Raw genomic sequence first — 13,062 nt, forward strand, 5'->3', positions numbered from 1 at the left:
GGAAGTGCTCGGCCGACGCGGTCCCCGACGGCTCTCGCCCGGCACGGTCCCGACGGCCGGCCGCCCGGGCGAAAAGACCGCTGAAAGCCGCTATCCGCCCGTGTACACCTCGTCCGGGCGGATCTCGACGATGACGCGAGCCCCCGAGTTCGGGTCGTCGTTCGGGTACTCGTCGACCCCCATGTACCGGTGGGCGAGTTCGTCGATGTGGTCCGGGGCGCCCTCCTCGGTCAGCGCCGTCACCTCGCCCGTGACCGAGAGGAATCGATACGGGTCCTCCGGGTCGGTCATGCTCACGCCGACCTTCGAGTTCTGCTCGAGGTTGCGCTCCTTCCGTCGCCCCCGCGCCGTGTTGATCAGCACCCGCTCGCTGTCGGGGTCGTAGTCGACCCAGACGGGCGTGACGTGCGGGAAGCCGTCGGGGGTCAGCGTCGCGAAGTGCGCGAACGTTTGCTTCTCGAACAGGTCGTGGTATTCCTCCGGGATGGCTGCCATATTCTCTCATGGCACTCCAGTGCCGAAAACGCTGGGCCGCCGGCAGGCTGCGAAACGTGATCCGCCGTGCGCGCCGCTGTGGGCCGATCTGTCCGGCGGATGGGCGAATATACAAGGGTACCTTATATGGTTTGTACAATTTGGTCATCCATATAGCCAACGTTTACCAGTACCCTCCAGCGAAACTGAGCCATGAGTACGACCATCGACGAGCCGAACGCGGACGAGCGGCTGGGTGAGGCGGAGTTCCGCGAACGCCTGCGTGAACTGCCCCCGAGCGCGAAGCTGGTGGCGAAAGTGCTGGAAACCGACGCGCCCCTGTCGCAGGGCCAACTGGCCGAGGAGTCGCTGCTGCCCGACCGGACCGTCCGCTACGCGCTGAACCGCCTCGAAGACGCGGAGCTGGTCGGGTCCCGACACAGCTTCCACGACGCGCGAAAACAGGTTTACTTCCTCAACAACTGAGCGCGGATCGAAGTCGCCCTTCGTGGCGACTGACCGCGAATCCGAGGCAGCGCCGCCCTACCGCGGGGCGTACGCGGCTTCGGTGTCGTCGAAGCCTTCTATCTCGACGCCGTCGCCAGTGACGGTCGCCACGTAGACGCCGTTTCCGGACCCGGTGTCGCGCTCGCTTGCCGCCTCGACCGCACGGATCGCCAGGTCCCGAGCGTCCGCGAGGCTCATCTCGCGGTCGTACTCGCCCTCGATCGCCCCGTGAGCGAGTTGCATCCCGGAGCCGGTGACGGTGTAGTCGTCCTGCATGACGCCGCCGGCGGGGTCGATGCTGTAGACGTGGCTGCCCTCGTCGTCGACGCCGCCGAGGATCGGGTTGATGGCGAACCACGGGCCGCCGCGGGCGAAGTTACCCGCCAGCGTCGCCAGCGCGTGCATGCTGATGGACTCGCCCTTGCGGACCTCGTAGAGGTCGGCCTCCGAGCGGAGCGTCCGGATGAACGACTGGGCGCCACCGACGGAGCCGACGAGCGTGAGCACGCCGGTCGGATGGATCTGCTCGACCTTCTGGACGGACTTGTTCGAGACGAACCGTCCGCCGAGCGAGGCGCGCATGTCCGTCGCGACGATGACGCCCTCCTCGGTCGCGATGCCGACGGTCGTCGTCCCGGTCTTGTTGACCGCCTCGTCGTCCCGGGACTGCGCGTCGGCTGGCCCGTCGTTGCCGGCGAACTGCCCCGCACCGAGTTCGGGCGCAGTCGGGTCACCGATCGCGTCGGCGCCGGTCATGGGGTCGGTGAATCTACTCATCGTCCTCACCTCCGAACTCCGCGAGGTGGGAGTCGATCTCCTCGGCCTCCAGCGAGCGGACGCGATGGGTCTCCGTGTCGACGACGCTCACTTCGACCGCTTCGGGGTCGATGTCCTCGTCGGTCTCCGCGAGCGTGCGGAGCGCGAGCGTGATCCCGGCGTCGAGGTCCAGATCGCCGCGGTACTCGTCTTCGAGGAAGCCCATGAGCTCCTCGCGGTTGCCGCCGATGGTGGTCGCCTGCCACTCGTAGGGCGTCCCCGAGGGGTCGGTCTCGAAGAGCTTCGGCGTGCCGTCGGGGTCGACGCCGCCGATGGCAAGCGCCGTCCCGAACGGGCGGACGCCGCCGCTCTGGGTGTGCCGTTGGATGTAGTCGGTGACCTCCTTGGCCAGCGACTCGACGGTGATCGGCTCGTCGTAGCGCAGGCGGTTGACCTGCGCTTGCTCGCGGGCGAAGTCGATGAGCTGTCGCGCGTCGGCGACGTGGCCCGCGCTTGCGACGGCGATGTGGTCGTCGATGCGGTGGAGTTTCTCGATGCTCTGTTCCTCGATGAGCGGGGAGCGAACCTGCCGGTCGGCCGCGAGCACGACGCCGTCGGTCGTCCGAACGCCGACGCTCGCCGTCCCGCGCTTGATCGCTTCCCGGGCGTACTCGACCTGGTAGAGGCGCCCGTCCGGCGAGAAGATCGTCATCCCGCGGTCGTACGCCTGCTGATTCTGATCCTGCATAGTGTGCGTCACTGAGTCAGCGTGACTAACTCAGGGTTAGTGATGGGTGTATATAGGCCTTTCTGGTGGAAAACTCACGATCGGCGATCGGTGGCCCGCCTGCTTGGGGTGGGGGACTGCGCGCCGGATCGAGTTCAGACAATATTCACCGGGAAGTGGGCGAACTCACTTCCCGAGTGAGGGGATCCCGGCCGGCAGACGATTCGACACTGGGGGCGAGCGTGAAGAAAAAAGTCGTGCCTTCACCCGGCTCCGAATCGACCCAGATCTCACCGTCGTGGCGCTCGACGATCCGTTTGCATAGCGTCAGCCCGATTCCCGATCCGGCGTGGTCTTCGACCGAGTGGAGTCGCTGAAAGATAGCGAAGATTCGATCGGTGTCGGCCGACTCGATCCCGATTCCCTCATCTCGAACCGAAATCGTCCACTCCTCGCCGTCCTGTGTTGCCGAGACGTTAACCCGCGGTGGGCCGTCGCCGCTGTACTCGATCGCATTCGTGATCAGATTCTGGAACAGTTGCTGCAAGTGTCGCCCGTCGCCTTGGACTGTGGGGAGCGGCTCTCGCGTGACCCTGGTGTCGGTCTCCTCGAGCCTGAACTGGAGGTCGGTGAGCACGTCATCGAGAACTGCGTCCAGATCGACTGTGTCGAACGAGCCGTCCTGTGTCTCGATCCGAGAGTATTCGAGCAACCCCTCGATCATCTCGCTCATTCGCTCGGCGCCGTCCGCGGCGAACCCCATGAACTCCATGCACTCCTCGTCGAGGTCGTCACCGTACCGACTCTCGATGAGTTGCAGATAGCGTCTGACCATTCGAAGTGGTTCCTGCAGGTCGTGAGAGGCGGCGTACGCGAACTGCTCTAGTTGCTCGTTCGACTCTTCCAGCTGAGTGACGGCCGCTTCGAGTTGCTGTTCGGTCCGTTGCAGTTGTTCGTTTTGCTCTTCAAGCGTCTGCGCGTGGGTACGCGCCTGAGCATTGTTCACGCCGATTCCCAGACCCGCGATCGAACCGATCGAGAGCAGGACTGCTTGCGTCCCGAACGTGAAACTGACGTCGACGCCGGGATGGACGACGCGCAGCCCGAGCACGACGCCCATCACGACGACTCCGCCGACGGTCCACGCGATGATGCGCGGATAGAACCCGAGTTCGATGGAAGACCGCGGCAACCAGAATCCGACGGACAGCAGTACTAGCCCCGGAACGCTGAGCAAGACCAGATCGAGTCCGACTTCCAGCAGAGCGTCGCTGCTGGAGAGCCCGTCAACCGATCTGCTCACAGCGAAGAGGAGAAGCAGCACGCCCGCCCCGGGAATAACGAAGTGCCAGTAGTTCGTGCTCCCCTGCCCTGATTCCGTAGAACCCTCACTCATTACCCGTCCACAGATGGTCGACGCCGTTCAGCCTGGCTTTTGGGCTTTCAACATCCTTTTAATATTCTTCCCGAGATGGGGACGCGACATCGGTAAGCGTGCTCCCGAGGACGTGTTTGATGCCGCGTCGGAGACGAGAAGCGACGGCCTGATGTGAGATGCCCAGTTCGTCGCCGATATCCTCCATCGTCACTTCGCGCGGGGATTCGAAGTACCCGCGGTTGTAGGCGAGCACCAGCGCCTCCTGTTGCGTGTCGGTGAGCGCTTCCTCGGTTGCCGTCTCGACCGGCGTAAGCGCGTGAAGCTCCATCAGCGTGATGGGGATATCCAGATCCCGACAGCGAGACTGAAAGTTCGCGATGTCGCTTCGCGCGTCCCCGCGGATCTCGAACGTCCACTGCTGGTCCGTTCCGGTGGCTCTGATAAGGGCGATCTTCGTTTCGGTCAGCGTGGTGAGTACGTCATCGTAATCGAGTGCCCACTCGATTCGCAGGAGGTACTCGTCCGCGACGGAATCGACGAGCTGGATCCGCTCCACGCCCGGGTGCTCAGTGAACGCTCCCTCGACGTCGTCGACTGTCGTCCCTCGAACCCAGAAGTAGGGGATTACGACGTCGCGCGCGGGGATGATTCGTTCCAGCTCGACCGACACGTCCGGTAGTTGTTCGAATACGGTCCCAAGGGGGAACTGATCGGAGGGGACGGTAAAGGTAGCCTCAGTAGCCATCGTCCGAATGGTGACGCTCCGGGCGTAAATACTCAGCACGGGCCCGGCCGAGAAGAGACGGCTTCTAGTAGAGCGAGAGGTCGCCGGTCACCTTGTCGACGAGGTCGTCGCGAGCGGGGCCGACCGCGAGGGCGCTGGCGGTGCCGGGTTCCAGTTGCGTGTGGCCGGCGTCGCGGACGACGGCGTGGGGCAGTCCCTCCCGCTCGGCCTTGTCGGCGAGTTCGAACAGCTGGGACTCGCTGTCGGCCTGCAGGACGACCTTCTTCTGGCCGCTGCCCTTCCATTCGTTTTCGGCTTTCCGGTCGGCGTCCTCGACGGCCATGAGGGAGGCGTGGGCGACCTGTGCGGCGAGTTTCCCCTCGCCCATCCCCAGGTCCGCCCGGGCGACGATGGCCTGTTTCATGGCTCGACCGACGGCGGGGGCGCGTATCTGCCTTTTCATCGCTCGGCCGAGGGCCGCGCCCGGTCCGGGTTTCCGCTCGGCCGAACCGCGAAGTACTTGTCGTCCGGGTGACTCGTCTCCGCCGTCCCATGCTCGCCGCCCTCCGCGACCTCCTCGTCGATCCCGATTCGTACTTCGACCGTCGCGCCGACGCGCTGAACGGGATCCAGGGGTTCGCCGTCGCCGTGGCTGTCACCGTCCTCCTGACGGTCGTCGTCTCCGCCGCACTGTTCGGCCTCTCCCAGCAGATGACCGGGACTACGACCATCGACAACCCGGATCGCCCGCCCGAGGCGTTCTGCAGCGAAGACGCCCCGCCGATGCCGACGACCAACTCGAGCGGCGGCGACGTGACCGACGGGTGTGAACTGCCGGCCGAGGTCGAGCGGAACGTCGGCGAGCTGTTCTGGCAGTACGCGAGCGGGCAGATACCGCTAATCGCCGTGGGCGTCGGCATGGCCTGGTTCGGCGTGGGGGTCGCGCTGTACGTCCTCGCCCGGCTCGCCGGCGGTGGGGGCTCGTTCGGCCAGACGCTGGCGGTCACGGCCTACGGGATGGTCCCGATGCTGTTGGCCGGGGTCGTCGGCGCGGCGCTGCTGGTCTGGTTCGCCGCCGGTGCCGACCTCGGGACGGGTGACCCCGAACGACTCCTCACCCAGTTCCGCGGCCTCACGACCGGCGTCTCCGGGCTCACACTCACCGGCGTCCAGCTCGCCGGCGTCGCCTGGCAGACGTACGTCTGGACCTACGGGCTGGTTCACACCCACGACCTGCCGGCGCGCGCCGCCGGCGCCGCGGCCGGGAGCGTCGGCGCGGTGCTCGCCCTGATCACGCTCGTCTGAGCGAGCGATCCGGGCAGCCGACCGGACGAGCGGGCAGAACCGGACGAACTCTCGGGGCCGTAACGACCTTCCCGCTCGCGGCGGCAGTGTGGAGGATGCGGATCGGAATCCAGCCCTACACGATCAGCGCCATCGACGAACCGCTCCCCGCCAAACTCCGCCGGATCGCTCACGCCGGTTACGAGGGCGTCGAACTCGGCCCCGACGCCGACACCGACGCGGTCCACGACGCACTCGAAGACACCGGCCTCACCGTGTCGAGCATCGGATCCGGGATGGACGCGCTCGACGACGACCTCGATGCCCACGTCGCCGCGAGCGAGGCGTTCGGCACGGACGACGTGGTCGTCATGTGGATCGACCCCGAGCACTTCGAGACCCGCGAGGCCGTCGCGGCGACCGCCGAGCGACTCGACGACGCCGCGGACCGCCTCGCCGACCGCGGGCTCCGGCTGCACTACCACAATCACGCCCACGAGTTCACCGACCTCGGCGACACGACGGGGTACGAGGCGCTCGTCGACGAGACCGACGCCGTCCGCTTCGAGGTCGACGTGGGCTGGGCCGGCGTCGGCGGCGTCGACCCCGCGGCGTTGCTCGACGACATCGGCGACCGCGTCTCGCTGATCCACCTCAAGGACATGGACTTCGAGGCCGGCGAGTTCGTCACCTTCGGCGAGGGCGACCTCGATCCGGCCGAGACGGTTGCCGCGGCCCGGCGCAACGACGTCGAGTGGGGACTGTTCGAGAACGACGAGCCGGTCGACCCAGTCGCCGAACCCTCCCACGCGTCGCTGCTGCTGGACGAACACACCGGGCACCTCGACCGTAATGGAGCCGCCACCGCCGGCGAGTGACCTGCTCGCGTCGGGCGGTTCCGGTCCCGGAATCGCTCCGACCATGCGATCGCAGAAAGAAGGTTTTCATGTCAGGCGAGAGTCGCCACGGCTGCCTATGGTCCTCCGCCACTCCAGCGTCGCCGCCGCCCTCTCCGAGACGATCCCCGACGGGTCGTGGAGGCGCGACGCCACCGCTATCTTCCTGATCGCCCTCGCCCTGCGAGCGCGGGTGTGGACGAACATCGGTACCCTCGTCGTCCGGGACGCCACCCGGTACCTGACGTGGTGTAACGAGTTCTCGCTCGGGACGCTCTTCGGGACCCGGGCGCTGGTCTACTCGGGCTACTGGCTGCCCTACTGCGGCTGGCTGCGCGCGACCGGCGAGTACGTCCACGGCTGGGTCGGCGTCCAGATAGCGCTCTCGGCACTGGCCTGCGTCCTCGTCTACGCGACGGGGCGCCACCTCGTCGGTCGCACCGCGGGCGTCGTCGCCGGCGGCGCGCTCGCCGTCCAGTGGGAGGTGTACCGCTGGGCCGCCCGGCCCCAGTCCGAGTTCATGATGACGTTCGCGCTCGCGCTCGCGCTGTGGCGGCTCGCGCACTACCACACGACGCCGACGACGCGCAACCGACTGCTCGCGCTCGGCACGCTCGGGTTCGCCGCGCTCGTCCGCCCGAACGGCCTGCCGATCGTCGCGGCGTACTTCCTCTACGACCTCCTGCCGTCGACCAGCGACCACCGGCTGAACCTCGGCTTCCCGGCGAAGGTCAACTTCGCCCTCGTCGGTGCGCTCGTCGCCGGCATCGCCTACCGTCTGCAGTTCGGCTGGGCGAAGGGGTCGATGCTCTACCACTGGCGTGAAGGCATTATCGTCACGCCCGAGCGGGTCGTCTACGGGTACGAACCCGCCGCCGCGAGCGGCGTCCTCGACTTCTTCGTCTCCAACGCCGAGCACGTCGTCGCTATCGCCCTCATGCGGGGGGCGTGGTTCTTCTCGCCGGTCATGCCCGGCTGGTCGGACAGCCACGCGCTGAAGGCGCTGGTCACGCTCGGGCCGCTGTTGATCCTCGCCGCGCTGGGCATCCGTGCCGCGGTGACCCGCGAGCGGTGGGACCTGCTCGCGCTGTGGGGGACGCCCCTGGCCGCTGTGGTCGTCACCGCGATGGGCATCTGGGTCGCCGGCTGGCGCAACTTCCTCGGCCCCGCCGCCGTCGTCTACGCGCTGTTCGCCGGCTACTACGTCTCGCTGACCGAGTGGCCGCAGCGAGCGCGGGCGCTCAGCCGGTTCTAGCGGCCGCTCGCGCCCGTTAGGCCGACGAGTCGTCCCGTCCGAACCGGCGGCAACCGTGATGTTTTACCGCGAGCGGTCAGAGAATCCAGTATGATACTGTCGGACGCGGACATCCTGCGGCGCCTCGAGGAGGGGGATCTGGTGGTAGAACCGCTCGACGACCCGGACATCCAGATCCAGCCCGCCAGCGTCGACCTGCGCCTCGGGCGCGAGTTCCTCGAGTTCCAGCACGCCAACATCCCCTGTATCCACCCCAACAGCGAACGCGAAGTCGACGAGTACGTCGAGGAGACCGTCGTCGACGCCGACGGCGAGTTCATCCTCCACCCCGGCGACTTCGTCCTCGGGACCACCCACGAGCGCGTCGAGATCCCCGACGACCTCATCGCCCACGTCGAGGGCCGCTCCTCGCTCGGCCGCCTCGCTATCGTCGTCCACGCCACCGCCGGCCTCTGCGACCCCGGCTATCAGGGCCAGATCACGCTCGAACTCTCTAACCTCGGCACCGCACCTGTCGCGCTCACGCCCGGCATGCGGATCTCCCAGTTGACGTTCACCGAACTGAAGACGCCCGCCGACCGCCCCTACGGCGAGGAGCGCGGCTCGAAGTACCAGGACCAGTCCGGTCCGCAGGCCTCGAAGATCCAGGGCGACCGCGAGTTCGGAGGCGACCAGTGAGATGGCGACGACGACCGAGGTGACCGGCCGATGAAGTTCATCGAGGAACTGGTCGTCGAGGAGTTCCTGCCGACGTTCCGGTCGATGCTCGCCGAGGCGCTGCGCGAACGGGGGCTGACCCAGAGCGAGGTCGCGGACCACCTCGGGATCAGCCAGAGCGCCGTCTCGAAGTACGTCCACGGCGAGGTCGAGCGCAACGACCGCCTGCTCGACGACCGGCGGATGCAGGAGCTGGTCGAGCGCCTCGCCGAGGGACTCGCCACCGGCGAGATGAGCCGCGTCCAGGCGCTCGTCGAGGCCGAGGTGTTCGTCCGCCGCCTCGAACGCGGCGGCCTGCTCGCCCAGCTCCACGAGGAAGAGATGCCCGACCTCGCGGAGTACGGCGACGACCGCTTCGCCATTCACGACCCCGAAAGCACCGTCCGCGCCGCCGAGCAGGTGCTCGCTTCGCTCCGCCGCGGCGTCCGCATCCTCGAAAACACCGACGACTTCCCGGATCTCGTCCCCGCCGTCGGCTCGAACCTCGTCGAGTGCCTCCCCGACGCCGAGGGTATCGAGGACGTCGCCGCCGTCCCCGGCCGCATCCTCGATCTCGAAGGGACGACGGCCGTCCCCGCCGACCCCGAGTTCGGCGTCAGCGAACACGTCGCGAGCGTCCTGCTGGCGGCCCGCGCCGGCGGTAGCGACGCCCGCGCCGCGCTGAACGTCCGCTACGATCCCGACATCATCGAGACGCTGACCGAAGCGGGCTACACGGCCGTCGAGTTCGACGCCGAAGCGGACCTGGAATCGGCGATCGCCGACGCCCTCACCGAATCGCCCGACGCCGACGTGCTCTACCAGACCGGCGGGTTCGGCGTCGAACCGATCGTCTACGTGCTCGCGGACGACGGACCGACCGCCGCGCGAGTCGTCCGGGAGCTCTAATGGCCGACGACATCGGCGCCACGCAGTCGTTCTACGGCCGGTGGGCGCGGGTCTACGACTGGCTAGCCACCGCGCCCGGCGTCGGCTCGTGGCGCGAGCGCGCCGCCGACGCGCTGGACCTCGACCCCGGCGACACCGTCGTCGAGATGGGCTGTGGCACCGGTGCGAATATCCCCCACCTCCGCGAGCGCGTCGGACGAGCGGGCCGAGTCGTCGGCGTCGACCTGACGCGCGGCATGCTGCGCCGGGCGCGCGAACGCGTCGAGCGAGCGGGCTGGCGGAACGTCGACCTCGTCCGCGCGGACGCGCGACGACCCCCCATCGACGGCCCAGTCGACGCCGTCCTCGCCACCTTCGTCGTCGGCATGTTCGCCGACCCCCGTCCGGCCGTCAAGCGCTGGATCGACCTGCTGGCGCCGGGCGGGCGCATCGGACTGTTGAACGCCGGACGCTCAGACCGTCGTATCGCCGCGCCGCTCAACCTCGGTTTCCGGGCGTTCGTCCGCGCGGCGGCACCCGGCGACGGCCGCGAATCCCCGTCGAAGAGTCTGGAACGGCGGGTCACCACGGCCCGCGACGCCGTGTACTCGAACTGCACCGACCACGGCTTCGAGGAGTTCGCCCTCGGCTACCTCGGCCTCGCGTGGGGCGAACGCTCAGGGTGAGTGCGATAAGTCGTGTCTGTAACTGGTAGCGTTGGTTGAAACAGCGAGACGGCTCCCCCTTGACGCGAACCGGCTAGTGTGACTACTCACACGACAGCGACCGCGAACAGCGTGAAAGCCCCCGACCGCTGCGGTCGAGGCGCTCGCTGCGCTCCTCGGTCGTTCCACTCCTTGCGGTGCTTGTGTCGCCCGTCTTCCCGCAGCGGTCGGCCCCTTTCATTCCCACCCGTGTCGGCTGGCGGTCAGTCTGTGCGCGCGGGAATGAACGGGGCACGACGGAAGCAGCCCGAGGCTTTCACGCTGTTTGTGGTGTTGGCACTCAGTCATCACCTCTTTCTGGCGCACTCGGATCACGAGTCGCGTCCGGAGACGAACGCCCGGAACGAATCGGGTACAGAGAGCGCCCCCGATTCGACGCGGTAGACGAGACAGCCGGCGAGGGTCAGCAGACTGCCGTAGAGGACGGGCGTCCCGAGGCGGAACACCGGCAGGAGCGCGTCGAGTATCGCCTGCGCGGTCCCTGAATCGAGCGGGGCGACGTGGACGACTTCCCGGAGCGTGCCGAACGACATCGAGACGTTGGCCACGAGCGCGCCGGCGACGAACACCTGTCGGCCGCGGCCGGCCGGCAGGTCGTACAGCAGGACGACGAGCGAGAACGCCGTGTAGGCGTAGTAGAGCAGCAGCGACGGGACGGCGACGACCATCGCGACGAGGGTGCCGTGGACGGCGACGTGGCGGTCGGTCGTCGTCTCGACGCGCCAGTAGAGGGCGGCGAGCACGGGCGCGAGCAGCGCCGCGGCGCCGACCGCGTACCACGTCGGGTCGACATTGGGGAACAGGACCGAGAGCGGCCGGCGGAGGGTGACGAAGCTCCGGCTCGGAGCCAGTCCGCCGACGAACGCCGCGGTCTCGCGGCGGGGGACGAGCGCGTCGACGACGTAGGTCCGCGTCGCGTCGACGCCGAACGCGAGCAGGCCGAGCGCTCCCAGCCCGGCCGCGGTCCCGACCGCCGCGCCGATGGCGCGCCACGCTCGCCGGCGGAGGAGCCAGAGCCCGACGAGGCCGGGGAACACCTTGACGCACGCGGGGAGCGCGAGCGCGACGCCGGCCCGGGCGTCCCGGTCGCGCGCCAGCCAGACGAACCCGGCCACGAGCGCGGCGACGAGGAGGTGGTTCACCTGCCCGTAGGCGAGCGACGGCGCCGAGTGCGCGGAGGCGAACAGGAAGGCGAACAGCAGCGCGCGGTCCGCGCGGCCGACGCTGTGGCCGAGCGACTCGACGTAACCTGCGAGGAGTCGGGTCGCGACGGCCGACGCCAGCCCGGAGACGAGTGTCATCGCGACGAACCCGGGCACCCAGCTCTCGAAGAGCGCGGAGGGGAGGAAGGCGAGCACCGCCGCGGGCGGGTAGAGGTAGTGATACCCGCTGTCCGGCGGGGTGACCGCGTAGAAGTCCTCACCGGCCAGGGCGGCCTCCGCGGCGACGTGGTAGACCCGGTAGTTGAGGCCGAAGGTCCCCGGCCGGTTGACGGCGTAGTTGCCGAGCGCGAGCGCGCCGAGGAGCGCCCCCGTCGCGAACACCGCCAGCGCGCCGCGCTTCCGCTCTGTCATGGTCGCCGGTGCGACGGTGAGGGCCTTGGGCGTGTCGAACCGTTGCCGAGTTGAACAGTAGCCCCGTGTCGGTGCCGACCCGCCACGACCTACGGTCGGTACCGCTCGGCGTGTTGGGGGCAGAACTCGGGGTCGCGCAGTTGCGCGCGGACGACGCCGGGCTGGCGGTGGGGGTTGTGCAGGCGGCAGTCCTCGTCGTCGCAGAAGTCCTCACCGGTTTCGAGATAGTGGTACGCCTGCAGGACGTAGCCCTGTAGCGCCTCCGTCGTCCGCGGGTCGTCGGCGACGAGGAACTCCCCCTCGACCTCGTTTTCCAGCACTTCTCGCGGCGGAGAATCGCCGGAGAGCAGCGCGTGTTTCTGCTGTTCCTTGTAGTACTGCTCGGGCTTGGCGGGCGCCTCGTAGAGGCCGGGCACGGAGACGATGCCGGGCTGGCCGAGCACGTTGACGCGCTTGTGCCAGCGGCCGTCGTGGTCGCCCCAGGTCCCGACGACGCGGTCGAGCAGCGGAACGTGCAGGTGCTCAAGCCCGCGTTCGTCGGCCGGGAGCAGGTCGTGGAGGATCGCCTGGACCTGCAGCCCGTCGTAGATGACGCCGCCGGCGCGCTCGGGGTTCTCCAGCGCGCGCTCCTCGTAGCGGACGATGCCGACCATCGTGTTGCCCGTCTCCCGGTCGTACGGGGAGAGCACCCGCGCCTCGGCGAACGACTCCGCCAGGTCCTCCTCACCGTACTCCGTCAGGAATCGCGGGCGCACCGATACCTCGGCGTCGACGCGCTCGCGGAGCCACCCGGCGACCGCGTCGGCGTCTGTCTCGGTCGTGGGCGCGCGGTAGAGCGTGACCTCCTCGACCATACGAGTGGGTGGTACCACCCGGTGAAACTGGTTACGGTCCGGGGCGTGCGGCGAGACTCACGTGTGGCGGGGGTGCGCCGCGCGCCGGACCCGGGATCAGACCTCGCTGCCGTCGAAGCGCTCGTGGCGCTGGTCGTCCATCTCGGCGAGGTGGTCGCTGATCACGCTTCGCCGCCCCTTCCGGTTGCACGCCGTCGCCGGGCAGGTGACGTACTCCCGCTGTGGCGTCTTCGTGTCGGGCATGTGCGGACCTACGCGTGCCCCCGCAAAGTTCCGACTGCCCAGTTCGTTCCCTGATACCGGCCACTCGCCTACCAAAAAATT

16 protein-coding genes are annotated in these 13,062 nt (G+C 68.4%); 7 read left to right on the top strand and 9 right to left on the bottom strand.

What is annotated here, in order from left to right:
- Window positions 1-90: 90 nt before the first annotated feature.
- Window positions 91-495, bottom strand: a complete 405-nt coding sequence (locus tag AB2U09_RS11075) for a PPOX class F420-dependent oxidoreductase (protein WP_459192774.1) — start codon at window positions 493-495, stop codon at window positions 91-93.
- 192 nt (window positions 496-687) lie between these two features.
- On the opposite strand from AB2U09_RS11075, the gene AB2U09_RS11080 reads away from it, so the two are divergent.
- Window positions 688-960 carry a MarR family transcriptional regulator gene (locus AB2U09_RS11080; protein ID WP_459192775.1) on the top strand — a complete coding sequence of 91 codons (273 nt, stop codon included), beginning with the start codon at window positions 688-690 and terminating at the stop codon, window positions 958-960.
- A gap of 57 nt (window positions 961-1,017) precedes the next feature.
- On the opposite strand, the gene psmB is transcribed toward AB2U09_RS11080, so the two are convergent.
- From psmB to pth2, 5 genes are all read right to left on the bottom strand, one after another.
- Window positions 1,018-1,758 carry an archaeal proteasome endopeptidase complex subunit beta gene (gene psmB, locus AB2U09_RS11085; protein ID WP_459192776.1) on the bottom strand — a complete coding sequence of 247 codons (741 nt, stop codon included), beginning with the start codon at window positions 1,756-1,758 and terminating at the stop codon, window positions 1,018-1,020.
- A complete protein-coding gene (gene psmA, locus AB2U09_RS11090; RefSeq protein WP_459192777.1) occupies window positions 1,751-2,485 on the bottom strand; it encodes an archaeal proteasome endopeptidase complex subunit alpha in 735 nt (244 codons plus the stop codon). Before psmA ends, psmB begins: the two co-directional genes overlap by 8 nt.
- Before the next feature lie 145 nt (window positions 2,486-2,630).
- A complete protein-coding gene (locus AB2U09_RS11095) occupies window positions 2,631-3,860 on the bottom strand; it encodes a sensor histidine kinase (protein ID WP_459192778.1) in 1,230 nt (409 codons plus the stop codon).
- Between the two features lie 58 nt (window positions 3,861-3,918).
- On the bottom strand, window positions 3,919-4,587 hold the full coding sequence (locus AB2U09_RS11100) for a helix-turn-helix domain-containing protein (protein ID WP_459192779.1): 669 nt from the start codon (window positions 4,585-4,587) through the stop codon (window positions 3,919-3,921).
- A 64-nt stretch (window positions 4,588-4,651) separates the two neighbouring features.
- Window positions 4,652-4,990 (bottom strand): peptidyl-tRNA hydrolase Pth2, encoded by a 339-nt coding sequence (pth2, locus tag AB2U09_RS11105; RefSeq protein WP_459192780.1) that lies wholly within the window; start codon window positions 4,988-4,990, stop codon window positions 4,652-4,654.
- Between the two features lie 128 nt (window positions 4,991-5,118).
- Between pth2 and AB2U09_RS11110 the strand changes: the two genes are divergently transcribed.
- The 6 genes from AB2U09_RS11110 (at window position 5,119) to AB2U09_RS11135 (ending at window position 10,271) form a co-directional block, all read left to right on the top strand.
- The gene (locus tag AB2U09_RS11110; RefSeq protein WP_459192781.1) at window positions 5,119-5,871 is read left to right on the top strand and encodes a Yip1 family protein; all 753 of its coding nucleotides are present in this window, start codon (window positions 5,119-5,121) and stop codon (window positions 5,869-5,871) included.
- A gap of 95 nt (window positions 5,872-5,966) precedes the next feature.
- Window positions 5,967-6,728 carry a sugar phosphate isomerase/epimerase family protein gene (locus tag AB2U09_RS11115; protein WP_459192782.1) on the top strand — a complete coding sequence of 254 codons (762 nt, stop codon included), beginning with the start codon at window positions 5,967-5,969 and terminating at the stop codon, window positions 6,726-6,728.
- A 97-nt stretch (window positions 6,729-6,825) separates the two neighbouring features.
- Window positions 6,826-8,001: a glycosyltransferase family 39 protein gene (locus AB2U09_RS11120; RefSeq protein WP_459192783.1), complete on the top strand. Its 1,176-nt coding sequence runs from the start codon at window positions 6,826-6,828 to the stop codon at window positions 7,999-8,001.
- 90 nt (window positions 8,002-8,091) lie between these two features.
- Entirely contained in the window at window positions 8,092-8,679 is a 588-nt protein-coding gene (gene dcd, locus AB2U09_RS11125; protein WP_459192784.1) for a dCTP deaminase, read from the top strand.
- A 30-nt stretch (window positions 8,680-8,709) separates the two neighbouring features.
- On the top strand, window positions 8,710-9,606 hold the full coding sequence (locus AB2U09_RS11130) for a thiamine-phosphate synthase family protein (protein WP_459192785.1): 897 nt from the start codon (window positions 8,710-8,712) through the stop codon (window positions 9,604-9,606).
- A complete protein-coding gene (locus tag AB2U09_RS11135) occupies window positions 9,606-10,271 on the top strand; it encodes a class I SAM-dependent methyltransferase (RefSeq protein WP_459192786.1) in 666 nt (221 codons plus the stop codon). The genes AB2U09_RS11130 and AB2U09_RS11135 overlap by 1 nt, the downstream gene beginning before the upstream one ends.
- Window positions 10,272-10,621: 350 nt before the next feature.
- Here the strand turns inward: AB2U09_RS11135 and AB2U09_RS11140 are convergent, their stop codons facing one another.
- The 3 genes from AB2U09_RS11140 to AB2U09_RS11150 form a co-directional block, all read right to left on the bottom strand.
- Window positions 10,622-11,884, bottom strand: a complete 1,263-nt coding sequence (locus AB2U09_RS11140) for a glycosyltransferase family 87 protein (RefSeq protein ID WP_459192787.1) — start codon at window positions 11,882-11,884, stop codon at window positions 10,622-10,624.
- 89 nt (window positions 11,885-11,973) lie between these two features.
- The gene (locus AB2U09_RS11145) at window positions 11,974-12,738 is read right to left on the bottom strand and encodes a DUF7001 family protein (protein ID WP_459192788.1); all 765 of its coding nucleotides are present in this window, start codon (window positions 12,736-12,738) and stop codon (window positions 11,974-11,976) included.
- A gap of 96 nt (window positions 12,739-12,834) precedes the next feature.
- Window positions 12,835-12,981, bottom strand: coding sequence for a hypothetical protein (locus AB2U09_RS11150; RefSeq protein WP_459192789.1), 147 nt, complete (start codon window positions 12,979-12,981; stop codon window positions 12,835-12,837).
- Window positions 12,982-13,062 lie beyond the last annotated feature (81 nt).

This window comes from Halosimplex yunnanense (assembly GCF_054504345.1).